We start from the raw sequence: 26,192 nt of genomic DNA on the forward strand, positions 1-26,192 counted from the left end.
ATTATACAAGTCATTTTAAGGAAGTAGCGCTGCATAAATCACGTGGGGGGAGAATTGTAAAAGCCGAAATTGTTAATGCTCAAAATAAAGATGAAATTATATACGATACCATATGCAATTCGTTTGTTCACAATGTTGGCATCTTGAAACAGAACCAATTTCGTTTTGATTTGGTAAGCTTACTTTCTGACCCAGAATTTGAAACAATTAAAAAACATACGGGACTTACGGAAAAACAAATTAACCAATTTTCATTTCATAAAGATATGTCCAAAAAAGGAAAACTATATGCTGTGAAGAATCGTGATTTGGCTATGCTTAATAAAATATGGAATTCCCCAGTGTTACGTCTTAAAAGCCCTCATATTTTAGGGTACATCGAACATATGCGGATTAATCAAAACCTTAATACTAACCAATTTTTTTTAATTGAGAAGTATGCAAGGTCTGTTTTAATTCCTTTTCATAAAAGTAAGAAGATATATGAAAACCAAATTTATATGTTACTTTCGGAAAGGGAATTAAGAGAGCAATATTTATTTCATGAGATCCAGGCTAGAGGATTTGATAACAAATTTCCTCCTGTAGCATAGTAGGGGGTGGACCAGATGATTTTCATAAAAGAAACATTAATTCAGGAAAAATAGTAGTATCTACTTTTGTTGTAGCCTTTCTTCAAAGTTTTACAGAAATAGGGTCTCTAATTCCTATTTACATTTTCCACTTTTACAACCATCCTAAGAGCCAATCAGGCCGATTATCTTCTATATTAGAACAAAGCTGTAAAAATGCTTTTCAGAAGAACATCAGAATTTCATTACAACAAAGCGTGGCAGTGAATATCGCTGGACCTCTGAAATCGAAACAAAGATTATCAAGGAATTATAAACGAATAGATCATGAAAGGTTGGGGCAGTCCCAACCTTTTTATATTAATCTGTGAATATAAAAAATAAGGAGTGATGCAAAATGATTAATATTTTTGTTTATGGTACATTGCGACAAGGTGAAAGGAATAGTCACTTGTTGAAAAATGCTGCACGCGTAGCGGAGCAGTGTTGGACAAATGGTGCGTTGTATGACACGGGCTATGGTTATCCCGCCTTAAAGCAGGCTTACAACTCACGAGTGTATGGTGAACTCTACGCCATAACGGAAAGTGAACTAACAACAATTGATCAATTAGAAGGTTATTCAGTTAATGGAGAAAATAATTTATATGAAAGAATCGAACAAATCGTATATACCGATCAAGGTGAAGTGAATGCCATCATGTATATCGCCAATCAAGACGACTTATTGGCAACCAAGATTCCAAACGGTGACTGGAAAGTGCACAAACTTGAAGCAAACAAAATGAATTCCGTTCATTATTTTGCCTATGGCAGTTGTATGGATGATCACCGCTTTAAGAAGGCAAGGGTCGAGCATTATTTCCAAAAACTGTGCGGAGTTGGCGTGCTATTGAATTATATGTTGCGTTTTACCCGTAAAGCAAGGGATGGAGGACGTGCTGATATCGTTGAAGAAGGTGGCAGAGTAGAAGGGAAAGTGTATGAAATTCCTGTGAATGCTTTAGAGGATTACCTTTATGGCCGCGAAGGCGCACCAGACACATACCGCCCAACCTTCATCACAATCGACCTGATTGGAGAACGGGTGCAGGCATTAACGTTTGTGGTTGTGAACAAAGAGCCGGAAACAGCTCCGCCTGCTAAATATGAACAAGAAATCCTTCGCGGTGCCACTGGATTTTTATCAGATGAATATATTTCGAAAATAGCTAACCATATGGCCACATTAAAAGAACAAAAATCGGGAGGTATGTAAAATGGCAACTTTTACAGCGCAAATACTAATTGGACAAAAACATTCCTATGACAGCGGAATTATTAATATATCTCATTCATTATTTCTCTCGGAAAATAGTAGACCTGCCTGGATCTTAACACCAATGGAGCTTTTCAAGGAGCAAAAACAATTACAAACACAGATCACCTGGATTCCCACTTTAGAAAATATGCTGGAAGATGCACTAGTAATGATTGGACTATATGTTTTACAAGATAAAAAACTCATCACATTGGCCAATAATTTATTCGGAAATCCAGAAAAGAGTTGTATAGAATTATACGACGATATTAAACCTGAACACCTTAAAAAGTTATATGAACAAGCTCGTCAAATAGAAAGTTCTCATAAAATAGTACTCTCTGTTTACGAAGGATCTTCCATTTTGAACCAACTTTCTGTTTTAGACCTATATCAAAATGATAAAAGGTGTGTAAGTCGATTTATAGCAAGGAATTTTCACTTTGGAGTAAGCAGTTTGAAACAAGTGGAGAGTTAAAGTAGTGCAAGAAGAAATGAAAAACATGGTCGTCTATCCTTGCAAGAGGGATAGGCGATTTTTCATCGTTAGGATTAAAACCGACTGGCCACTCAGTTTTTTTAATCTCGAGTATTGCCGCCCCCTGAAATAGCACTCACTTAATAAAGGAAGCTAGCGAATGAAAAGATTGATTCCTATTCTTCCTGTCGACATCAGCGAGCTTTAATCTCTGCTAAATATGAGATAGATATGAATAATCATGTTTTGTCTTCATATATTAAATAGGAAACCCCTTTCAATCTGCATATGGTATAATATTACTAATTTATCCTACTATACTCCTTGATTGGTTATTTATAATTGAGTAATTTTATACTATCCCTTCTATTACTACAAGACAAAACTCCCGAAAATTAGAATCCTTTTTAGGAGGCAATTCATTGAAGATTATGCCCATAACTAAAACACAGAAAAGATATTTAACAACCGAACTCTCTCCATTACAAAATTTAAAACTAGAACTGCAGTCACAAGTAATTCGATTAAAAAAAGGCTTTGATCGACTAATTTGTTTAGATCATATTCACTTGGAGCCAAGACCCTGGCAATATGAAACAGCAATAAAGGTATTAAGAGATATGCAAGGCAGCGCCATACTAGCTGATGAGGTTGGTCTAGGAAAAACCATTGAGGCTGGATTAATTATGAAAGAATTACTTATTAGGGGCCTTATTAATTCTGTTCTAATATTAGTTCCTGCTCCATTAGTTGAGCAATGGAAGAATGAGATGCTAGAAAAATTTCAAATAAAATTAACTGATCTTAAAGATGATGGCTGGGAGGAGCAACAGTTACTAATTTCCTCAATGCCTTATCTTGTGCGCTCTGAAAAAAGAAGATCTAAAATCAGTAATCGTACTTTTGATCTACTAATTGTTGATGAAGCTCACTCTCTTAAAAATCATAAAACATCAACGTATAAATTCGTTTATACTATACGAAAAAATAATACGTTGCTTATGTCAGCTACACCTATTCAAAATGATATAAGAGAACTTTTTAATTTAGTGAATATTTTAAAGCCAGGCTATTTAATGAGTAGAAGGAATTTTCGTAAGCAATACATTGTTAATCGATATACTCCTAAAAATATTGACAACCTTAGGGAATTATTAAATAAAGTAATGATACGACACCGTCGAGCTGATACATTGGTTGAATTGCCAAGAAGAAAAATAAAAAATGTCGAAATTGAATTAACGGATATAGAAAGACAATTTCACAATGGAGTAATTGACTTTTGCAGAAATATTTACCGAAAATATATGGATGGTGAAATTCAAATTGGTTGGGATCAAACGAGAGTACACCTGATTGTGCTAGTTCTAATGTCCTTGTTAAAGCAAAACTGCAGCAGTCCTCATTCGGCTATAAAAACACTTCAGCAAACGATGTTGCCTAGATTAGAAGGTAGCATAGATCAAAAGTTTTGTTTAGAAATTATACAACTTGGGAAAAAAATTGCTGTTACTTCAAAAGCTCTTGAATTATTAAAGATAATAAAAAAGTCTAATGAACAGGTCATTGTTTATTCTGAGTATAGAGAAACCATTTTAATGCTTACTAATTTACTAACAGAACATAACATTTCATTAACCACCTATCATGGTGAATTGTCTTCGACTCAAAAGTCAATTTCAATTCAAAGATTCCAAAACCAAGAGGTTCAAGTTTTTATTTCGTCTGAATCAGGTGGACAAGGCCTAAATCTACAATTCTGTCATCGTTTAATTAACTTTGATCTTCCTTGGAATCCAATGAGGATTGAGCAAAGAATTGGTCGAGTACATCGATTTGGTCAAACTAATGATGTAGAAATATACACGATGCCAACGAAAGGAGCAATTGATGAATATCTTCTGTATACTCTTACATCCAAAGTTAATCTTTTTGAAGTTGTGATTGGTGAACTCGATACAATTCTATCTTATATGAGAAACGATGAACAAGCACTTGATGTTCGTATCGGAACAATCATTTTAGAATCTAAGGATTCTAACGAGGTAGAGGAGAAGCTTCGTGCAATTGGGGATGAATTTTTATTGGCCAAAAACGAATTAGATCAAGATGTTAATCATGCCACAAAAATCTTAAATAAGATTGGAGTTGGATTATGATGCACTTATATGAACTTGAACCTTATATACTTACAAGTTGCAAATTTCTTGGTTTGAAAGCAACAAAGATATCCCCTTCTATATGGAATATCAAAATACCACAGAAATTTATAAATGAGTTTAATGGGCAGGAAGAAATAAGTATTAGTTTTGAAAAAAACAATAATCCTAAAATAATGTTTATTACATTTGAGTCTTACTTTACGCAAAAAATAGCCGAGCTTGTGGCAGAGTATAATTCGGGAGTCAGCAGTGGCATAAGGATTCATTCAATTCAACCGAAGCTTCAAAGTCTTAAGAAAAGTTTTTCTGATTGTGAGCTTAATATTGAATCTTCTACACTAGATAATAATTATTATATCTTAATTTGGTTCAAGACCACTGTTAATTTAAATTTAACCGAAGAGTATTTAAAATGCTTCAAATATAATATTAAGACTGGTAATTTAGAAACCCCACCCAATGATGATGAATGTAAAGCCCTATTATTTTCAATTAAAGAAGAACTCATCGTAGATTTACCAGATGATCTGATAGATAAATCCTTGAACAAGCTTTATTCAATAGCTAAAGAAGATGCAGAAGTGTTTGTTCAACAAAAGCAAGAGGAAAATAGTAGGGCATTACAGGAAGAAGTTAAAAGGATTAATCAATATTATGATTTGCTAATATCTGAAAATGAAGTTGCCGAAAGTTCTAAAGGATTATCTCCTGAGGAAGAGCATGAATACCTAAAAAAGGAAAGAGAATCCTTAATTGAGCAACAAATTTTTAAATATAATATTCGACAAAAGGAAGTTACAATTGAACCAGTTGCTTTATTGTTATTAAATGATAAAACTGAGTCTGCCATCGTTCAAGTATCAAACGAGTATGGAAGAACAGTTGTGGATCTAACAGCTAAAAAGACACCTGAAGTAAATTGCTCTATTACTGGTACTACCAATGGACCTTTTACAATAACCAGTGATAATTTGATCGTTAGAACAGACAGCGTATTTTCATGCTCGAATTGCAATAAATCATTAGGAACGAATAAAATGAATAACTGTGGAGTTTGCCATACAGATTTATGCCCTGAATGCATCAAAATATCTGCAATATCTCAATCAACTTTATGTAAAAGTCATTACAAAGAATGTCAAACATGCCTAAATACTGTTTCATCGGAGGAATTGCACTTATGCAATAACTGTGGTCAATTTTGTTGTAAATCGTGTAACCTAACAAATATCTGTGAACTTTGCCGATCACTTAAACCAATTAGTTCTGTTACACCGCAAATAAAACAAATATTGGATTTATTACCAAGTGAAGTAAAAGCAAAAAAATATGATTCTGCAATTAAAGGAAATCGCATTGCAATCTTAGGAAGAGGAAGTTTGTTTAAAAGCTTTTTTATTGTGTATGACCAACCTAGTCAAAAAATAATAACAACCCATAAATATGGACTTTTTAATAAAAAAAGATAATGCATAGCAATAATATGATACTTCATTTTTTAGAGCTTAAAATGGGTACATAAATGTTTAGATACTAGTGTAAAACTTGTAGTATTTTTATATAAATTTCAGTTTGTAAAGTATGTGATAGATAGAATTAGGAAGATGATCTCACACTTTTTTCAGAAACAGAGGGCCTTTTCTTGATTCATTATTGAATTGCAAGAAATGTCCCTCTGTTTCTTTGATAATTCCTCATGAATATATGCTAAACTACTAATAGCATTCACTTAAGAAAGGAAGCGAGCGAATGAAAAGATTGATTCCTGTCATTCCCATCGTCATCATCGTTGCTGTGATGTCCATGTTCATTCTAGAAAAGAATTTTTCCGATATTGATGGTCAAACGAGGATGCTGATTTCCGCTGGAGGAACCATTCTGTCAGGCGTAGTGGCATATTTTTTATTAGGAAACTCTAACGATAAAGACGATACTCCACCTTGGCGAAAGAGACAGCCTAAATAGATTACTGGGACGCTTGTCTTTTTATCAATAATCAGAAAATAGTGGTAGAACAAAGTAGCAATAGACTAGGTTCTCACGGGCTGTCAGCACATGTTTCCTCCAAGTAGTCCTTTTTAGGGATCTGTTACTGCATTAACCGTTTTGATGTTAACAGCATCGAAACGGTTTTTTTTAATTTAAAGCTGAGAACGAAGATGGCTTTTCTCCCGTTATATTCGACAGTTTAGGGTGGAATTCGAAAGGTAGCTGACTGTGAAAATTTGCTTATAATCAAACTTTCTCTTGTTCCATCATAAAGAGTTAGGTCAAACTAAAGAAGTGAACCTGTTTACTCAACTTTTTCCTGCGAAAGGAGATGTTTTTATGACTGCTTATAAAGTATGGGTGGTTTTAACTTAGCCGATAGATTTTTGATTGCAGCTTGGAATGAGAGCAAGCGGGATATGATGAAGGTCGTATCCCTATTTGATTATAAGCTGACTTTTGGCTTTTCAACAGCTTCTTAGGAGGCTGCTTGTTCGCGGTTTATCCCCAAAAACAACTTTAATTTTTAGGAGAAGATCAGTTCAATCATTTGCTTGCCATGTGACCATAAGGGGAAAAGGGAGGATACGAGAAATGAACAACCATGATGAAAGTTTTGTAAAGATCGAAATACTGGCGCTTGTTTTGGGTAAAATGCTCGACAAGACGATCATCCACGCAGATTATCAACTTAAAGAGTTGCAAGGCGGGACACTAGGGGATGTTCGGCTTGTTACAGGTATGGCTGAAACGTCCGATGGTGAAAATCTGCCGTATAAGCTGGTTTGGAAAACACAGAAAAAATTTGAGCGTTATGGTGATCTAGATTCATGGCGAAGGGAATATGACCTTTATGCATCGGATTTCAAAACGGTTTTCTGCGATTCATTTCGAGCTCCGGAGTGTTATCACGCTGAAATAAATGGTGATGAGATTCAACTGTGGATGCAATATATTGACGGTGTGTCAGGCTTACATCTAACCTTGGAAATGTTTGAACGTATAGCCGAGGAATTGGGGCGATTTCAAGGGAAGTTGTACACTGAACGACCAAACATATTGCAGAATCTATCCAACTTAAGCAAGGTTGAGTTTACGAAAAACAACTATCTGCGGTATCGGTCATGGAATGTTTTGTATGATTATATACGCTCCGATGACTGCGACATTCCGAAGCACCTGTGTAACATGCTCATAGACATAGATAACAATGTGGATGAAGTATTTAGTAAAATCGAAAAGCTGCCAATCGTGCTTTGTCACAGAGATTTTTGGGTGGAAAACATATTCTATTCGGATGATAGAATCGTACTGATCGATTGGGATACCGCCGGATGGGGGTACATGGGCGAGGATATCGCGAGTTTAATAACAGATGAAGCAGACGTCTGCCATATGGTTGAATACTATCAAAAATGCATTCCAGCGTACTACAGGGGTTTTTCGGAATATGCGGATGTTTCTCATATCTCTGATCATTGTATCTATGAACTGATCCTCACTATGTTCGGATATAGGCTTGTGGAATGGTATAAATTTGCAGAGTCACCAGAAGATAAAGCAAATCACCTAAATACATTGGAAAAAATCTATGAGATGAGAATGTGTAAATAAATATAACTTTCAAGTCCATAGATGTAAACAGGATGAAAGTCTGTGAACTGTCTATTACGGGGTAGTACCAGTATCGCTGTCCCGCTGATATTACCCCAACAAACAGAGAAAAAAAGTACTGAGATTCTGGTCCTTTATCAACAATCAGATAGTGGCGGAAGGTTCATATAATCATAGATAAGCTTTCCTATTTCCGCCAAAACCTGTAGTGATTTCCCATCATCAACATCTTTAGAAAGAACAGCGCAAATCATTTTCCGTTTTCCAACGTAGAAAATACCGATATCATGTCTACAGCCCGAAACCCAGCCCGTCTTGTTTGCCAGCTCCCATTCAGGATTTACACCAATAATGGCGGATTCATTGTATGGTAGTTTTCCGGGTAAACAATCTCTTATTTGTTGCTTTTTCATGATGTCAATCATTTGTTCACAGGCATACACGGATACAACTTTTCCGCAAGCAATTTTTTCAAGCAGTGTAGCCATTTCCCCAGCTGTAATAAGGTTTTTCCCATCAATATGGACTGGAACGGTCATGAGTTTATTATAAAAACTGCTTCTTTTTAGGCCAATATCTTTCATAGTCTTTTGAATGTTTGCTATACCAACAAGGTCAATGAGCATATTCGTTGCAGTATTGTCACTTTGGATTATCATCAAAGTCATAATGTCATGGATGGTAAAACTTGCTCCAGGTGTCATAAATTGTAATATTCCAGCCCCGCCAACAAGATCTTCCCTCTTTAAGATAATAGTATCACTTAATGTAAATTCTCCTTTATCAAAGGCATTGAAAACGGCAGCCATTATCGGAACCTTAATCACACTAGCAGCGTAAAACAGTTCATCTCCATTCAAGTCCCATGTTTCCTGCGTATCTAGGTCTTTAAGGGCAATCCCCCATGTTCCTCCAACCTGTTCAACAGCATTCTGAATATTAGTGATAAGGCGCTTCATGCTTTCATCTCCCAAAAATAATTTAAAATCTTCCATTTGAAAAATGGATCAGCTTTCTTTACAGCGCTAATCAGAATGGACAAAAGGATTCTGAATCCAGTTGTTTGCTGGATGCATTTCAATTTTTCTGATAAGATAATGAAATTTAGGAGCTTTCTTGAATTATATAAAAGATTTGAAATTAGGGGAATATTAAGAGGCAATTTTATATTAAGTAGAAGGTATTTAATTTAAGTGGCAAGTTTATGGTCAAGGGTCAGCAGGAGCAATATATCTATTCTTTGTTGAAGCAAGACTTTGATGAAAGGATAAAAAGTTAGACACAAAAGTAAAACAACTCACTGTAAGTTTTTTATCGTTGCTGTGATAACAAGGTCATTCCCGAAGGGAGGTGTTTCAAATGAAAAAACATTTGGAGTTCTACCACGTTGCTTCACTCATGCAAAGCCTGTTATTGGAAAGGCGATACTTTGCATGAGGCGAGATCTTTAATTTTATCGCCGAATAAGCTTTTCTAATATATTTTTGGCTTTGCACCTTATTTTTTATCTAAATCAAAATAAGGGGCGAGCGAAAATGAATTATTTGAACGCTAAAAAAGTTTTACCTGAACACTTAATCGTGGAAATTCAAAAATATGTTCAGGGGGAGACATTGTATATTCCGAAACTAGAAACGAAGTATCGGAAATGGGGAACTGTTAGTGGAGGAAGAAGGCTGCTTGATCGTCGAAATGCTGCTATTAGAGATGCTTTTAAGAATGGAAGCGGTATCGAACGACTTGCTGAGGAATACTTTTTATCTACTGAAACCATTAAGAAGATTGTTTATTCAAATAAAAAATAGCTGAACAGCACTAGTGGAAAATTTCCAACAGTGCTGTATTTAGGTAATATTCGTTTCTTAGTCATTTTATCCATTTTAGAAGCTGACTCCATTCTTTACAATGAATGTAGTGAATGAGGGACTGCGAGCCAAAGAGCGAGATCCTGCCCATTTGTCCCTTGTAGAAGGAGGATATGATGACTACTGTTTTAAATGTTGATGATATTCTTGGATTAGTAAAACCAGCTATTATCCGCTTCCCGCTTTCTGTATCATCTACGAATGAGTGGGTAGCTTTTACAGCTGAAGGGCATGGTTTAAGAAAAGGGAATGTGGGTGTTTCTGATGAGGTGGATGGATTTACCCAATGGGTTTGTCATGTGGAAACAGGAGAGGCATTTCCCGTTGTTCCTGAAGCGACGAGCAGTTGGTCTGGAACTTGGTCTCCAGACGGGAAAATTCTTGCTTTCTTTTCTGACCTTAATGGAAAAGCGCAATTATGGTTATGGAATTCCGAGAGTCAATCCATCTCCTTAGCATCCGATGCGATTGTTCGGCCATTCTTCGGATTCGAGAAACCGATTTGGACACCTGATGGCCAGTCCATTATTGTGAAGGGAATGCCAGAAGCGGATGTTCATGATTTCTCATTTAATTCTAAGGCCATCCCTGTGCATGAGAAGAAGGATTCGCCGATTATGGTATTTTCTACAAAAATGGAAGGGGATACACAAGGAGAAAACGATAATTCGTTTATCGAAAGGTACCATGCCGACATCATTCGGATCGATTGGCAGTCAAATAAATCCACGATCATTGCTACAAATCATCGTCCGGTGGGAATTTTTCTAGCAGGTGATGGACAAAACATTGCATTTGCTTCTTGCCAAGGAGTAGAGCAGATAAATGAAGAGCAAATTATCTATGATTTATGGATTGCACCCGTTTATCCGAGCGATCCTGTTCAAGAATATTGTTTGCAAAAAAATACACGGATGGCCTATGGCTTAAGCTTCACATGGGGAAAAGATAATAAGACGATTTATTATACGACAGAAGGGCCACTGGCAGATGGCGGATTATGGTCTATACATATCGATGAAATTGGGAAAGGTAAACAACTTTTTCAACAAGAGCATTTAAGGTTGGATCGTGATTATGAAGCTCCTTTTGTTTTAGAAAATGGTGATGTGATCCTCATTGCAAATGGAAAGTTATGGCGCTATATGCACAAATCTAATGAAATGATCGAATTAAGCTCTCAAATTCAAAGGGGACGTGTCATTTCTTTTATACCAGCGCTTATCAATCTTAGGGAATCGAATGGAGAGCAATTTATTATTGTGAGAACGATAGATTACCATCCTCAGAAGTGGGGACTTGCTTTGCTGAACATAGAAAGTGGAGAAGTTGTGAAGATGGTGGAGGAAAGTAAACAACTTACGCCTTGGTTTATAGGTGAAGAAGGTGTAAGTTATAATAGCGCTAATCCAATGGCCATCTTCGTGGCAGAATCTGCTTCAGAAGCACCTAATTTGTGGACTTGGAATCTTGAAACGAATGAAACAAGGAAAATAACGAATTTATCTTCATTTTCAACAGACTGCATAGGTGAAACGAGAGTCCTAAACTGGAAAGTAGGAGACACGGAAGCAAAGGGTGTCCTACTACTTCCAAAAGATCGTCAAGATCAAGTACCTGTCGTATTGGATGTATATGCGGGAGAAAAAATAACTGGTTCTATCGATGCATTTGGACTCTATGATAGTCCTGTAGATAATCGACATTTATATGCATCAAGAGGATACGCTATTTTTATGCCAGAGCTACCAATTACAAGTAACGAAACAGCAGATGAAATTGAAAAAGGACTGCACGCAGCAATAAATGAATTAGCAAAAATTCCTGAAATAGATATGAAACGTATAGGGATTATGGGGCACTCCTATGGCGGGTATACTACATTGGTGGCGATTACTCGATTACCTGGGAGGTTTAAGGCAGCGATCGCTCATTCGGGAATTGGAAACTTGATTAGTTCTGCCACACATTTTGATCCAGAATGGACTCAATTTAATTATGACTGGGCTGAACACGGGCAAGGCAATATGGGAGCTTCTATTTGGGAAAATAGAGAAAGATATATTCGAAATTCTCCTGTTTTTGATTTTGATAAGATTGAAACACCTGTATTAATTATTCAAGGAACAAGAGATGCGATTTGCGGCTATGAAGCGGGTCCTACTTTTTCAGCTTTAAAACGCTTGGATAAAACTGCGGAATTGATTTTATATAAAGATGAAGATCATTGGCATGCGACATGGGAATACGAAAATATTAAAGATTATTATGATCGCGTGTTTGCGTGGTTAGATAAGCATTTATAATTTCTTGTCTTTGACGTAATTTTTGTCCCCCTTTGTATATGGGTCCGATTTGTTAGTCGGACTCATATACCAGGGGGATGCTTTTTTTCTGAATTTCCCTATTAGGCGAACATGCCAGTTTTTCATCAGTGAATAGTTGTTTGAATGAAACTTCTGTTATTATGGTTGTAAGGAAAAGCGTTTGAAAGGATGGAATCTATGACATTTTTAGATACAATCAAGCCACACTTACGATCGAATGATCCATTGGTTCAAGAGACCGTATTGCATGCGATCCATGACTATCCTAACGTACCAGAGGAATGGGTAGTCGAGTTATTGAAAGAAGCGATGATCAATGAGGAAAAGCAAGATTCCATATTAATTTATATTGATCAGCAGAAAATAAATGAAGACGCACTGCAGGTTTTGTTAGAACTTATTCCGAAAATGGAGCTGACAAAGCGTCACTTGGCGTTAAAATTACTTTTCAACGTAGACACTTTTCTTGCCTTAAAATACAAAGAACAGTTGAAAAAATATCTACCTCAAGATACGTGGTCGTTTTATGAGTTACTTACTAATGGAACGGAAGAAGAAGTATATGAAGAATATGGCAAAGTATTAAATGATCTTGATCAATCGTTTCACTATGACCTTTATACAAAAGCAAAAAAGTTAGCTGAAACGATTGTGACAAATGATTGGGTGACAGACGCTGAAATAGATCTTGTTTTTGCTGAGGAATTACAGGAAGAATGGTTTTCTTTTAACGGCATTTTACATGTGTATATAATTGGCCTGCTGCAACATAAAAAATATATCCCATTTTTAGCGAGTCTCTTGATTCGCGATGAAGATATTTTGTTGGAAGAGGTTGCCAGTAGCTTGATCCGTTTTCAATCAGACGAGGTCGTAAGGGAAGTTGCGCCATACATAAAAAAATCAGAATCAGTGATTTTCGCTACGTCCATTGTTGAAAATATAAAATCAGATCTTGCTGTTAAGGTGTTAAAAGAGGCCTATAATGAAGCAACAGAATTAGATGAACAGGAATTTATAGTTGAAGCGCTTAGTCATCATTTTACAAAAGAAGCTCTGCCAGTTGTTGAACAACAGATGAAAAATGAGTATAGAACTACATTAGTGGATATGGAACAACTTGCTTACAGTTTTTACACGATCATAGGCGAAAGTCATCCCGAATTGTATTTATGGAAAGAAGAGGCGTTACAAAGAGAGAGGGATTATATGTATGAGGATAATAATCCACCAGAAAATACTCCTATCCGTAATGATAAAAAAGTAGGCAGAAACGATCCGTGTCCATGCGGGAGCGGGAAGAAATATAAGAAATGTTGTGGAAAGTAGATAATCGTTTTAAATAATGGAGGAAAAAAGCAGGTTCCTGAACGATCGAGAATTGTTCAGGAACCTAGCGAAATAATAAAAAACTTAGTTTGAAGGATTACCCATCGTCACATACATTGCTGCTTGCTTGTTGATCGTTTGATGAATGATGGCAAGCAATCGTACCGCAAGATCAGCTTTAGTATTCAATCGATATCCGCCACGCACTCGATCGACAAAACCTAGTTCGATACATTCCGTGATGACATCGTCGAAGTTGCTCGCATCTGGAAAGCGAGATTGTAGTATCCTTTCATTTACCGCCTCATCCGGTTTCAAATCATTCATGTCCTGTAAAAGGGCTAACAAGACTGGCAATATCCCATCAGGTAGAAGGGTAAGTGGGAAATCAGTACCTTTTTGTATCGTTTCAATGGCCTCATCCAGAAACTCAGTCGTTGCAATGCAGATTAGACGATCCTTCGCCCATAGTCCGATTCCAGTTGGACCGAGATGAACGTGTACATACGGTGAAGGTTCGTGTGATCCAAGCGGTGCTGGGGATGGGCTTGCCACTTCAGATAATGTAATGATTTCGCTTAGAAAACTTATTTTTTCTTCTGCTGACATTTGCATCAAAGCTTCATGAATCTGCGGGAACAAGGACTCCAGATTTCCCGTCCGTCCCAATAAATAATCAGTCGTACAATGAAAAATATTCGCCAACTCAACGATGATAGCTAAGTCAGGTAGAGAGTCACCCTTTTCCCATTTTGATACAGCTTGTGCGGAAACCGATACTTTTTTTCCAAGCTCTTCTTGAGTCATGTTATGAGCTCGTCGTTGTTTTGCAATTTTTACACCAATATTTTCCAGTTCCACCCAATGAACACCTCCATGAAATAATTACCTCATTTTTACAATAACGTGTTTTCTGCTTTTTTGGTATGGAGGCGTTCTTGAGTTTTCAACGGCTGGTTGATTTTTTGAAATATTAGTTGAATCATAGAGAAGTTTACATTGAATTATAATGAATTTTTGCAACTTGCTAAACTGTAAGACCACGTGAAGCTAAGAATTGTAAGTGGCGGGACTGACAGTAAATCTTTCAGGCATGCAATTGATTCACGCATAATAGCCTATGTTAAAACACTAGTAAACATGCGGCTACAATTGGAGTACCAATCATACCAAATTTTAATAGCTTTTGTGGCGCTCTCTTCGTGAATTTTGCTCCGATATAAGACCCACTCATTGTACCGATAAGAACGGTGAATAATAATGCGAGATCTAGGCTTTCCGCCCAGAAATACCCGGCTCCTCCCGCTGCGGCAATGGGCAAAATAATCAGCATCGATGTCCCGGCAGCCATCCTCATCGGTAATCCAAGCAATAGCATTAATCCTACTTGAATAAACGGTGTCGAACCAATTCCAAATGTTCCAGATAGGAAACCAGTTACGATTCCAAGCAGAATAACCATACTCCAATATTTAATTGAATTTTGCTCCAATTGCCGATCATCGTCTGAAGAGAGTACTAGTTTTAAAAATAAGGCAACACTCGATAATGCTAGCATTCCTGCAGTTAACCAAACAATCGTTGATTCTGGTATAAAAAATGCTACTTTCGTTCCAAACCAAGCAGCAATAGCTCCAGTTATTCCGACGATGAGTCCACTTTTTATATCTGTATTCTTTTCGCGAATTTGACTGACGGTTCCAGACAAAGTTGTAAACATCATTGCCGCAAGTGCTGTTCCCATCGCTATATGGATCGGGTAATCAAATAAAACGGTTAATATGGCAATCATAAAACCGGATCCGCCCGCGCCAATAAATCCGAGCAGCAATCCAGTTAATAGCATCACAAAAATCAATTCTATTGTTTCCAAATCTTCCATCTCCTTAAATCCACAACCTCTTTTTCTATCTATTCTAATATTAATTTGAACTAGTTATATTGTCTAATGTATTATTTAGATAGAATCTATGCAATAAATGCATGAGAAGGAGTTGTTCGGTTTTGGAATGGCAGCAATTGGAATATTTTCAAACCGTTGCGGAAGTTCAACATTTTACACGGGCTGCGGAAATGCTCTCTATTTCACAACCTGCGTTAAGCCGCTCCATCGCAAAATTAGAGGCAGAACTCGGTGTTCCTCTGTTTGATCGTCAAGGCAGGAGTGTTCGTCTCAACCGTTTTGGCGAGCGATTTCAAATTCGGGTGAATCGTGCCTTGAAGGAAATACAAGATGGTAAAGAAGAACTTAAACATCGTTTGCATCCGGATTATGGAGTAGTAGCTCTTTCCTTTTTGAAATCTCTCGGAATTTCAGTCGTCCCAAAGATGTTAAATGAATTCATACAAGAAGCCCCGCAAATAAGGTTTCAATTATATCAACAAGCAACAAAAGTGATGTTGGATCAGTTAGAGAATGGTGAGATTGATTTTGCACTATCATCGATGACAGAATCGAGAACAATGATTCAGTGGCAGTATTTATGGGAAGAGGAAATTTTTGTATATGTTCCTTCTAATCATCGACTTGCTAAGAAAGGTGAAGTACAAATACGAGAATTAGAGGGAGAAGGATTTATTGCCATAAAGGAAGGATACGGATTACGAACTATATCCGATCGCCTATTCCAACAAGCAGGGGTAACACCAAACATTTTATTTGAAGGAGATGAAGTGGTCACAATACTTGGCTTCATAAACGCTGGGCTAGGGATTTCGCTCTTACCAGATATTTCAAAATTGGATCAAAGTAATATTGTTCGGCTTCGAATTATCGATTCTGGAAGCCGAAGAAAAATTGGTCTAGCCTGGAAGGCCGGTGCTTATTTGTCACCACCGGCAGAACGGTTTCGGACATTTCTTTACGAAAAATATATGAAAGACAAAGAATCATAGGGTTAAACAACAGCTTAGAAGCCTTCCTTTTCAAATCAAGCAAGGCTTCTAAGCTGTTGTCTGGCAACTTCTCATAACAAAACAATTTTACGGAACATATTATTCTTTCATAACTTGTTGAAACAACCAGTCTATCATTTCTTGATTCTCATAAGCAGGTACCCATGAGCCATGATCAAAGCGTTCGATCGCTGAATATTCAGTGTAAATTGGTTTGCCGCCTGCGTTTTCAATACTTTTAATGATACGACGAGAATATTCGACGGGGATAATACCATCATCTTCTGCGTGGAAATTCCAAATAGGCTTGTCTTTTAATAATACCGCCTTTTCTGGATCGCCCCCACCAGCAATCGGAATCATAGCGGCAAATAAATCCGGGTATAGTATGTTTAAATTATATGTTCCGAAGCCGCCTTGAGATAAACCAGTTATATATAAGCGCTTTCGATCTATAGTATAGTTTTCTATTACTGTTTCGAGTATTTCATGAGCTAATAAAAGGTCATCACTTACGTCAAAGACGCGACTTAAATTAATCATTTTCCCATTTTTCACATCTCTTGTAAGCCCGAAGCCGCCGTTTACATCATCACGTGCCTGTGGCGCTAATACAAAAGTTGGGTGTTTCGCTTGGTTTTCGCGAATTGCCCAGATGATTGCACCATTATTTGTCGTCAGGTGTTTAAGATTATCATCCCCACGTTCTCCCCCGCCATGTAAAAACATTATGAGTGGGTATGAGAAGTTTGGATCGTAATTTTCAGGTACATATAAACGATACGGCATCGATTTATAAGTGAAAGGCAAAAACTTTTCTATAATCGCTTCTCTTGATTCAACAGCAAAACGCGAAGATGTCATTTCACTATTCACCTCTTTTCGTGCTTTATTAGTAGTTTTTCTCTTTTACTTCATTTTACTATGTTTCTAGAATTATCTTAATTTATTCATCTATAAACATCCAATACATAATTTTAATTGGATTCATGCATGTAAGTTATTATTTTCAAACCGGTAATTACTTAAAACTAAGTCGTGTCGGTGGAGATCGTTGGTACTTGCCTCTAGTCCTAGGCAAGCAGATAAAGGGTGTAAACATCTACGAGTAAAATATATGTTAGAGGCTGATAAGTGGATGAAACACCAATTATGGCTGTAATTCAAAAATATATTTCCGAAAATTCTTATTTGAGATTAGTAGATTTTCCATTCGTGATGAATTAAAGTGTAGTTAGGAAATAAAAGGGAGGTTTTATAAGATTAGCGAGCAAGCTGAAAATTAGCGCTCATAAAAAAATGAAAACGTTGCCTTGAAGTAGAATTGGTTACTATGGTTTACTAATTTCTCAATGACTAAAGAAGGAGTTAACCTAACGATGGTATTAAAGACTATGAATGAAACAAGTATAGAATTGCTAAATATTGGGTTCGGAGGAGCCTTTTCGACAAATACAGGTTACACGAATGCAACGGGAGAAGTTATGGACGGATCTATTTTGCGTCGTACAGGAACCGAGGAAATCGATGTAAATCGTGGAGTGATTCTGCACGGGAACTTAAACGGAATTGATTTTCATCCGCGTGAGTCGCTTGGTGCTGAAACAATTGATCGCGCTTTATTGATTAAAACGACATTCAGACCGAGCTCTGATCAAAAGACATTCAATACGGTGATATCTGTTGGTGGATGTTTGTATGTAAGATATACTTCAGCAACGAGCCTTGAGTATGGGTTTGATGTAAAGGAAAATGGCAACTGGACTGCATATTCGAACAGTATAAAAGCGCCTGAGGCAAATGAGGATCATGCGATCGTACTAATCTATGAACCTACTGAAAATGGAGCAAAATTACGGGTGCTTTTAAATGATGTGGAGCTTCCTGCTATTATTTCTGATATTGGGAAAGCAAGTAAGGTAGAAAATGCGATCGGTTTCGGAAATGACGTACATGGATCAGGTCTTGATCGCGGGGTTAATGGCTCATTCTCAGAGGTTGCTGCTACAATCTTTGAAGGCTCATTTGCCGCTATCTCTAGCATTGAGAGAGGTTTATCATCATCTTGGGGAGGCAGTGTAGAGGGGACGAACTATTTACCTGCAGAAGATGAACTCGTTCAAGGAAAATTGGAAATACACGGTGGCAAAATTTCCGATTTGAGCATGAATATGGGTGGGAATGAATCCTACATCGAATACGCTCCTACTAAAACGATTGTTGAAGATGAAGAGATTAAAGAGGATGCCATCGTTGAAATTGTTGCTGCTTCATCCTTTGTTAAAGAAGGAGCAGTACTGATCGATTTGGCAGGTGCAGTTACACTTCGTCGCTCATTGGCAGATGAAGCCATTGATGTCATCGTGGATAATCAAGTACATTCGACGATCGATATAACTGGAAAACTAGCCGGTGAATACTTCCATCTTACCCTTTTATATCAAACTATTGGAGATAATCAGGCAAACATCAGTTTATTATGGGGCGAAGAACAACTCGGAGAAACGATCACTTTGGCTAAACGACCAATGGCTAATCGCAAAACTGTTGTTTTTGCTGGCGATGTCTCAAAGCAAGGTAAAAATCTAGCAGGTAAGGTGTTTGGAATTGCATTTGCTATTCTAAGAGGAAACTTCGATGTTAAATATTTAGCATTGCGTGGCGGCCCTAGTGTCCTTCCGACTGATCTTAAACCTGGCTATCGTATTCCGATTCAAGCAAATGAGCGATCTGCATCATTGGCAGCTAAAGCTTCACTCGTCCGTCCACAGCCTAAGCAAGTTACTTGGCAACAGTATGAGCAAACGGCATTTTTACATTATGGCATCAATACGTACTATGGTGTGGAGTGGGGTAATTTTAATGAGGATCCAAACATGTTTCAACCGACCGAGCTTGATACAGATCAATGGGCACGTACATTAAGAGATAGTGGTTTTAAGCTCGCGATTCTAACGGTTAAGCATCATGATGGATTCGTCTTGTATCCAACTCGTTATACGAACTTTAGTGTTGCGAGCAGTACTTGGCGAGATGGTACCGGTAACGTCCTTCGCGAGTTTGTTAACTCAATGCGCAAATATGGGATAAAAATCGGTGTGTATCTCTCGCCAGCTGACCATGGTGCTTTTACGGATGGCGTCTTCGCGAATGGAAGTCCACGGATAGAACGGACAATCCCGACATTGGTAGAGGGAGACGACCGTGTAGGGGATTCTAGTTTGGCGCAATTTACATTAAACGCAACTGATTATGGGGAAATGCTATTAAATCAGTTATATGAAGTGTTAACGGAATATGGTCAGATTGATGAAGTTTGGTTTGATGGTGCACAGGGACATATCCCGGGAGATACGAAAGAACATTATGATTGGGATAGTTTCTATGAACTAATCTATGCTCTTCAGCCACAAGCTGTGATAGCGATAACAGGGAATGATGTTCGTTGGGTTGGGAACGAGTCAGGTTGGGCAAGAGAAGATGAATGGAGTGTTCTTGCTGTTGACACTGCTGATAATGGAAGCCAATTTTACTATCCAGAGTACAGATCTCCAGACGTTGGAAGTAGAAAAGCGCTCTTGTCTGCAGCTAGAGAAGGAATGAAGTATTTGACATGGTGGCCAGCAGAAGTCGATGTAAGTATCCGTCAGGGCTGGTTCTATCATGACAACCAACAACCTAAATCTATAGAGGAATTAAGAAATATTTACTATCAATCAGTCGCAAGAAACTCAGTACTTTTACTTAACATTCCACCTGACAAACGGGGGAAACTTGCTGAAGTAGATGTTAAAAGACTAATAGAATGGCATGAAAGTATTAAGCGTGATTTTGCGATTAATCATGCTGTTAATGCGAAAATTAGTGCGGAGAATGGAGCGGAGGGAGCAGACCCTTATACACTAATCGATGGTGTATATGAAAATTCTTGGCAGTCTGCTTCTATAGATCCAAGCAGCATAACAATCAGCCTTGAAAAAGCTGTAACTGTTGATAAGGTTGTCTTGCAAGAAAATATACATCACGGACAACAAGTAGAATCCTTCGCAATCGATATTCAAAAATCGGATGGAAGCTGGGAAGAAGTGATTTCGGCTGGAATGATTGGCTATAAAAGAATTGTTCTGCTTCCGAATGAAGTAACAGCTAAGGAATTTCGAGTTCGACTTTTACAATCACGAGGTCCTGTCCATCTATCTGCAATTGGACTTTATCAAACGATGCCGTAATAAAGAAACACCACCTGCCTATGGATTTAGCAGGTGGTGTTATTTATCTTCTTACTTTTTTACGAATACATATATGTAACCATTTTATAATAACAAACGTCAAAATGAATATGAGATATATAAAAGGGGGGGAAGCAATGCAAAAAACGATAAAGATCGGTCTCTTATTTCTATTCCTTTTCACATTAGCTGCCTGCAATTCCGTTGAAAATAAAGAGAATGGTAGTAAGGTATTGGCAATCGATACTCCAAAACCTACTGTGAAAGGAGTCAAAGATGTAGATGTTGTGAATACTCATGGAAGTATTGAGGGACTGGAAAATATACAAAATTTTTATGACAACATGCAAAAGGGTGTTTCTTCCGATTTGCGCATTGTTCACTATACAACCGAAGGAGATCCTATCATTTCGGATCTAACTTATGATGGGAATTCACTTGAAGTAAAATATGATACGACCCGCGACAATTTTGGGGCTGGGGGAATAACTACTAAACGTTGTACGGATCTAGTTGAGGAAGTGAATCTCGCCAACACTTCCTACATTGCAATCGGCTGTGACAATAAATCTTTTCAGATGGATGAGATTCTTACTATTGATTATAATATGCGGCAACAGGATCGATTCGAATTTAGACTAAATTATGGTGATAATCTTGAAAATGAAGTGGCATCTAATACAAATATGCAACGCTCTGAGTCAAACCAATATAATTTGATCGAAGCGGAAAGTGTGCAGCAAGAAGTTTATAAGAAATTAGTGTTTGCCAATTATTTAGCTGAGAAGAATTTAGTGACGAAATGTGGCTCTGATGAAGCAAGAAAATATAATCTACTAGTTCACATAAATGGGGGACAGCGCGAATTCGAGTGGTCTGATTGTGATCAGAGCCGTGATGGTGCCAAGTTTACGGCAATTGCAGAATATATGATAGAGCAAGCGCAAAAAAATCAACAAGAACAGGAAGACATTATTGTCCAAGGTTATGTGCTGAAAATCAAGGATGATACATTGTTAATTGGTGAAGGCCTAACCATGTTTGATTATGAGTGGCTAAAAGATGAAATGGAGGATATCGATTTTGATGCTTATATGATTGACTTTACAATGTTAGATGGTGTCCATACAGAAGATTTTCGTGAAGGCGATAAAATTGAAGCGACCATTGATGGGAAAATAACTAACTTCCAACCAGGGAAGGCGACTGTGAAGGAGATTAAGAAGTTGGATCTTCCGAATGGATGATTAATAAGAGCCTCGAATCTTACAAAATGATTCGGGCTTTTTTAGTTTTGAGAGATGTATTTACAGATGCGTCTTTGGCAATCTCTATGCTTTTTTGAAAAGCGACAGGCAGTGCCACGCATATTAGGGAAAAGCTCCTTGTATTAGTACGTGGTTTTTATTGATACTGAAATGCTTTGGAAAATGGTATTCCTTCGTAACCTACTAAAAATCATGATAAACTCTATTCTAAGACAAACAGAAAGGGGTTTGCTCATGGAAACGTTGAAAAAAGTTGGATCTTATAAATTAATTGCTCTTGATATGGATGGGACTCTATTAAATCATCAGCAAGAAATATCGGAAGCCAATCGAAAAGCCATTGCTGAAGCGATAGAAAAAGGTGTACATGTCGTACTCAGTACTGGACGTCATCTGAAATCCACTAAAAAGTATGCAGATTCTTTACAGCTTTCATCCTATCTTATTGTTGTTAATGGGGGTGAAATTTGGGATCCCTCTGGTAACTTGTTAGAAACAAACCGTCTTGAGGAGAATTATGTTCAATCGATGTGGGATTTGTGTAAACAACATAATGGTCGTTTTTGGGCGGTGACCTCAGATTCCGTATTTCATAATAGTATGCCGGAAAATATATCTGGTTTGGAATGGCTTAAATTTGGGTTTGATTTAGATGATCATGAGGTTAGGGAGTTGATTTTAACTGAACTTAGAAAAAATAACCAATTGGAAATTAGCAATTCAAGTCCACTTAATATTGAAGTCAATGCATTAGGAATTAATAAGGCAAACGCATTAAAGAAGATTTGTAAGCTACTTGGCATTTCGATGGATGAAGTACTGGCGTGTGGAGATAGCCTCAATGATTTAGCCATGATTCAAGCAGCTGGCTGTGGCGTTGCGATGGGCAATGCACAATCTATAGTTAAAGAGGCGGCCGATTGGGTTACAGACACGAATGATGCTGATGGGGTAGCAAAAGCGATTCGCTATTGGGTTTTAAATGAGAAATGAGATTAATTTGAATGGCTAAAGGAAAGGTTTCGTTGTTATGCTTCGTCTGAACAGCGGATTAGATTGTACCAAAAGGCCTCCGGGGACTAGTTTAGCGGAGGCGGCGATTATGTTTATCTTTTTTTCTTTTTTGAAGGATCGACAGTAGACTTACTTTTATTAATAATTGCTATCGTCAGTTGCACATGAATATTTTTTTCATCGATATTTTCGACACTTGTAACCTTCGCTTTTCGGCCCTTAATGGTTAACTCTTCACCTATTGTTGGGATATGTGAACGAAGCTGAGTTAATAGAGTATTTTTGTTTTCTAAAAAATGAACGACATACATTTTCCCTCACCTGTTTCATCTGAAATTGGGATGACATCCCTTTTATAAAATATCGTTTGGCGGTCAGATTTAGACCAATAGGGTGAGAAAAAATTAACATTTGTAAAATGATATTTCGTTTTCTTTATGAGTGTTGCAAATTTTTTTAAACCGTTTCGACATAGCTGTATCGAAACGGTTTTTTTGAGCAAAGCGTCATTAGAGCGGCCTTTGCTAAGGTAAAATGGGATAACGAATGATGCCCGAATCAGTGATGCGAAGTTGCAACTGTAATTGATCGTCGCGAACAATTCCCTAAAGCCTATCACTAAGCAGTTTGAGCAACTAGCTTATCAGCCAAAAAAGTTATCCAGCTTACTGTAAAAAATCAGTCCCGATTAGCAGGGAAATGCTTCTTAAAAGGTGAATATAGTTGAGACGTTTTTATTTAGACCTGCGGTAATATGTCAAGCACAAAATAATTAGTTATTTGGTTATCAAGGATCAAATATCTGAAAAAAGGCAGCACTAAACTAGACCAGTAAATTTTTGGTATTTACTGGAATTAGAGAAAGGATTTATTAGCGCATATGCGTCATATATTTACGCTCCTTTTCGGCGTGTAAATTTGGTGATTGCGTAGTAGCGCATCGACCAAACGTACAAATTTTCTTGCGGTTAGAACGAGTGCCCTTTTGTGCTGATGTTTCGGTACTTCTTTGTATTTCTTCGCGTAGTATTCTTGATACTCGGGAATGTGCCTTCTTACTGAGTTGGCGGCTTCAACTAAGTAATATCTTAGGTATTGATTTCCGTTGCGCGAAAGGGAAGTATCATCCGCAGTAAAACGTCCAGATTGATGTTTTCGCCAGTACAGACCTGCATATTTGGCTATTTTCGTTTCATCTTCAAAACGGTCAATTTGACCGATCTCAGCGATAATACCAGCTGTGAATACAGGTCCTACACCAGGGATGGATTGAAGGGTCTGAGTCTCTTCTAAGCCAGCCATGATGCGTTCAATGGCCTTTTCAATCTCCTTTACTTGCTTTTGAAGCGTTCTAATCACTTCAATGGATGTACCAAGGAGAACGTCGATTGAATCTTCGACTACCTTATCTAGGCGATACGAAGAACGGACGGCCCTTTGGATGGATTTCGCTACACATTCTGCGTCATTGAATCGGTTTTTTCCTTTTTCCTGAAGGAAACCGGCTAAATCTTCTAATGGCATTTGTGCTAGTTCATCTAGGCTAAATTTTTCTGAGAACATTTCCATCATGGCGTTCCCGAAAACGGACGAATCCACCTCTTGAGAAAAGGTATTACATTTAAAACTTAGGTGCTGTAAGAAATGTTGTTTCTCTTTCGTCACTTGATGGATGAGTTGGTAACGGGAACGAGTCAATTGTTGTAAGGCAATATACTGTTCTTCCTTTACCACGGACATGGAATTACGCCCAAAGCGAAGATAGTCAGCTATCACAAAAGCATCAATCTCATCTGTCTTATCCATATCCGTATAGCTTTTCTTAAAATTGGCAATCTGTTTGGGATTCATGACAAAAACCTTTGCGCCAAGACCTTTTAGTGATTCATCGTTATGCAAAAACATGGAAGGGTGAAAACTATAGACAGACGTAGATTCTAAACCGATTTTTAATGCTTGAATATTATTGTTTGTGGTGCAATCTAGAATACGGTCTCGTAGTTGTATGGCACCTGGAAGATCGTTAGAGACGGTAAAGGATGTAAGCTTTTCTCCTTCATCGCCTAAGATACAAACTTTTATATCAAAAGAACTAATATCTAAACCAACAAATAATTTCATGGGTTGTCCCCTCCTTTCAAATTAGAATCATTGGTATTATTCTTGGATGCCCTGAGATATCTCTAGTGTGAACGCCGACCAGCAACCTCGTGTATCAGAACTTACCCTGATTCGAAAGCCGCCCTAGAGCTACTATCCTCTAGGTTCGAGATTCAGGGAGAACAGCCTGCGAGTAGGAAGCACCGCACGTACACTGAGAAACAGTCTAAAAATGTGGTTAAACCCACAGGAGGAAAAAGAATTGTCCCAAATGATCCTATTCTCATTATCTAGAAATATCTCGGGACATCCAAGAAATTTGAATAAATTATTACAGGAAAAATAGGAAATTATGGGCTCTTAAAAAGGAGCCTAAACATAATATACGAGGAGGAATCAATTTGAACATTTTAAAAGACGCAGAAAAGAAGCAAGGATACAATCTATTGTTTGATGGTGAAACGCTAAATGGTTGGGCGGCAACAAGTCATCCAGAAGGTTGGCTGGCACAAGATGGGCTGATCATTTGTAAAGGTGAATCGAGTGGTTATTTGTATACAACTGATCAATTTGAAGATTTTGTATTGGAACTAGAGTATCGGACAGCACCTGGAACGAATAGCGGAGTCTTTTTTAGATGGACAGATCTTGAGGATCCTGTAAATACTGGTCTTGAGATGCAAATTTGGGACACTTTCGATCAGGAAGAAATGGTCAAAAATAGCTCAGGTGCGCTCTACGATCTAGTTGCTCCTTCTTCGAATGTAGTTCGGAAGGCTGGAGAATGGAATCAAGTGATCATTAAATGTGAGCGAAATTTGATCCAACTGACTTTAAACGGCAAGATGGTTGTGGAAGCAGATATTGACGAATGGACTGTTGCTGGAAAAAATCCGGATGGAACAGAAAATAAGTTTATATATGCTTGGAGTGAACGTCCGCGTCTAGGTCATATCGGACTGCAAGATCATGGTGGCTATGCGGAATTCCGTAATATTAAACTATTAAAGCTCTAAGTTCTAAAAGAAATCTCCCTATTCTTACATGGAG

20 protein-coding genes and 1 pseudogene are annotated in these 26,192 nt (G+C 37.6%); 15 read left to right on the top strand and 6 right to left on the bottom strand.

Annotated elements, in window-relative coordinates:
- The first annotated feature begins 143 nt into the window (after positions 1-143).
- The 7 genes from BN1243_RS20745 (at position 144) to BN1243_RS20775 (ending at position 8,115) form a co-directional block, all read left to right on the top strand.
- Entirely contained in the window at positions 144-593 is a 450-nt protein-coding gene (locus BN1243_RS20745) for a hypothetical protein (protein WP_062110037.1), read from the top strand.
- A gap of 376 nt (positions 594-969) precedes the next feature.
- Positions 970-1,830, top strand: a complete 861-nt coding sequence (locus tag BN1243_RS20750; RefSeq protein ID WP_062110039.1) for a gamma-glutamylcyclotransferase family protein — start codon at positions 970-972, stop codon at positions 1,828-1,830.
- A 1-nt stretch (position 1,831) separates the two neighbouring features.
- Entirely contained in the window at positions 1,832-2,350 is a 519-nt protein-coding gene (locus tag BN1243_RS20755; protein ID WP_062110040.1) for a hypothetical protein, read from the top strand.
- A gap of 431 nt (positions 2,351-2,781) precedes the next feature.
- Entirely contained in the window at positions 2,782-4,509 is a 1,728-nt protein-coding gene (locus BN1243_RS20760; protein ID WP_230200343.1) for a DEAD/DEAH box helicase, read from the top strand.
- On the top strand, positions 4,506-5,981 hold the full coding sequence (locus BN1243_RS20765) for a hypothetical protein (protein WP_062110043.1): 1,476 nt from the start codon (positions 4,506-4,508) through the stop codon (positions 5,979-5,981). The genes BN1243_RS20760 and BN1243_RS20765 overlap by 4 nt, the downstream gene beginning before the upstream one ends.
- Positions 5,982-6,261: 280 nt before the next feature.
- Positions 6,262-6,477, top strand: a complete 216-nt coding sequence (locus BN1243_RS20770) for a hypothetical protein (protein WP_062110045.1) — start codon at positions 6,262-6,264, stop codon at positions 6,475-6,477.
- A 618-nt stretch (positions 6,478-7,095) separates the two neighbouring features.
- Positions 7,096-8,115: an aminoglycoside phosphotransferase family protein gene (locus BN1243_RS20775; protein ID WP_062110046.1), complete on the top strand. Its 1,020-nt coding sequence runs from the start codon at positions 7,096-7,098 to the stop codon at positions 8,113-8,115.
- A 137-nt stretch (positions 8,116-8,252) separates the two neighbouring features.
- Here the strand turns inward: BN1243_RS20775 and BN1243_RS20780 are convergent, their stop codons facing one another.
- On the bottom strand, positions 8,253-9,074 hold the full coding sequence (locus tag BN1243_RS20780) for a serine hydrolase (protein ID WP_062110048.1): 822 nt from the start codon (positions 9,072-9,074) through the stop codon (positions 8,253-8,255).
- A gap of 576 nt (positions 9,075-9,650) precedes the next feature.
- On the opposite strand from BN1243_RS20780, the gene BN1243_RS20785 reads away from it, so the two are divergent.
- From BN1243_RS20785 to BN1243_RS23140, 3 genes and pseudogenes are all read left to right on the top strand, one after another.
- Positions 9,651-9,920, top strand: a complete 270-nt coding sequence (locus BN1243_RS20785; RefSeq protein WP_062110050.1) for a CD3324 family protein — start codon at positions 9,651-9,653, stop codon at positions 9,918-9,920.
- A gap of 176 nt (positions 9,921-10,096) precedes the next feature.
- The gene (locus BN1243_RS20790) at positions 10,097-12,286 is read left to right on the top strand and encodes a S9 family peptidase (RefSeq protein ID WP_062110052.1); all 2,190 of its coding nucleotides are present in this window, start codon (positions 10,097-10,099) and stop codon (positions 12,284-12,286) included.
- A gap of 1,257 nt (positions 12,287-13,543) precedes the next feature.
- Positions 13,544-13,636 (top strand): annotated as a pseudogene (locus tag BN1243_RS23140) (SEC-C metal-binding domain-containing protein); the annotation flags it as partial.
- A gap of 84 nt (positions 13,637-13,720) precedes the next feature.
- Here the strand turns inward: BN1243_RS23140 and BN1243_RS20800 are convergent.
- Positions 13,721-14,497, bottom strand: coding sequence for a helix-turn-helix domain-containing protein (locus BN1243_RS20800; protein WP_230200283.1), 777 nt, complete (start codon positions 14,495-14,497; stop codon positions 13,721-13,723).
- Positions 14,498-14,759: 262 nt separating this feature from the next.
- Positions 14,760-15,518, bottom strand: coding sequence for a sulfite exporter TauE/SafE family protein (locus tag BN1243_RS20805; RefSeq protein WP_062110055.1), 759 nt, complete (start codon positions 15,516-15,518; stop codon positions 14,760-14,762).
- Between the two features lie 122 nt (positions 15,519-15,640).
- Between BN1243_RS20805 and BN1243_RS20810 the strand changes: the two genes are divergently transcribed.
- Positions 15,641-16,531, top strand: a complete 891-nt coding sequence (locus BN1243_RS20810; RefSeq protein WP_062110056.1) for a LysR family transcriptional regulator — start codon at positions 15,641-15,643, stop codon at positions 16,529-16,531.
- Between the two features lie 99 nt (positions 16,532-16,630).
- On the opposite strand, the gene BN1243_RS20815 is transcribed toward BN1243_RS20810, so the two are convergent.
- On the bottom strand, positions 16,631-17,395 hold the full coding sequence (locus BN1243_RS20815) for a carboxylesterase family protein (protein ID WP_062110058.1): 765 nt from the start codon (positions 17,393-17,395) through the stop codon (positions 16,631-16,633).
- Between the two features lie 515 nt (positions 17,396-17,910).
- Here BN1243_RS20815 and BN1243_RS22810 point away from each other — a divergent pair.
- From BN1243_RS22810 to BN1243_RS20830, 3 genes are all read left to right on the top strand, one after another.
- Positions 17,911-20,760, top strand: coding sequence for an alpha-L-fucosidase (locus tag BN1243_RS22810; protein ID WP_230200284.1), 2,850 nt, complete (start codon positions 17,911-17,913; stop codon positions 20,758-20,760).
- Between the two features lie 137 nt (positions 20,761-20,897).
- The gene (locus tag BN1243_RS20825; RefSeq protein ID WP_062110059.1) at positions 20,898-22,007 is read left to right on the top strand and encodes a DUF4362 domain-containing protein; all 1,110 of its coding nucleotides are present in this window, start codon (positions 20,898-20,900) and stop codon (positions 22,005-22,007) included.
- 255 nt (positions 22,008-22,262) lie between these two features.
- Complete coding sequence (locus BN1243_RS20830) at positions 22,263-23,021, top strand: Cof-type HAD-IIB family hydrolase (protein ID WP_062110061.1); 759 nt, start codon at positions 22,263-22,265, stop codon at positions 23,019-23,021.
- Positions 23,022-23,134: 113 nt separating this feature from the next.
- On the opposite strand, the gene BN1243_RS20835 is transcribed toward BN1243_RS20830, so the two are convergent.
- Together BN1243_RS20835 and BN1243_RS20840 are read right to left on the bottom strand one after the other, a co-directional pair.
- Positions 23,135-23,353, bottom strand: a complete 219-nt coding sequence (locus BN1243_RS20835; RefSeq protein WP_062110062.1) for a hypothetical protein — start codon at positions 23,351-23,353, stop codon at positions 23,135-23,137.
- 574 nt (positions 23,354-23,927) lie between these two features.
- Complete coding sequence (locus BN1243_RS20840; protein WP_062104226.1) at positions 23,928-25,163, bottom strand: IS110 family RNA-guided transposase; 1,236 nt, start codon at positions 25,161-25,163, stop codon at positions 23,928-23,930.
- A 380-nt stretch (positions 25,164-25,543) separates the two neighbouring features.
- Between BN1243_RS20840 and BN1243_RS20845 the strand changes: the two genes are divergently transcribed.
- A complete protein-coding gene (locus BN1243_RS20845; RefSeq protein ID WP_062110064.1) occupies positions 25,544-26,158 on the top strand; it encodes a 3-keto-disaccharide hydrolase in 615 nt (204 codons plus the stop codon).
- Positions 26,159-26,192: the final 34 nt, after the last annotated feature.

It is taken from the genome of Bacillus niameyensis, from assembly GCF_001375535.1.
In the GTDB taxonomy this organism is placed as follows: domain Bacteria; phylum Bacillota; class Bacilli; order Bacillales; family Bacillaceae_C; genus Lederbergia; species Lederbergia niameyensis.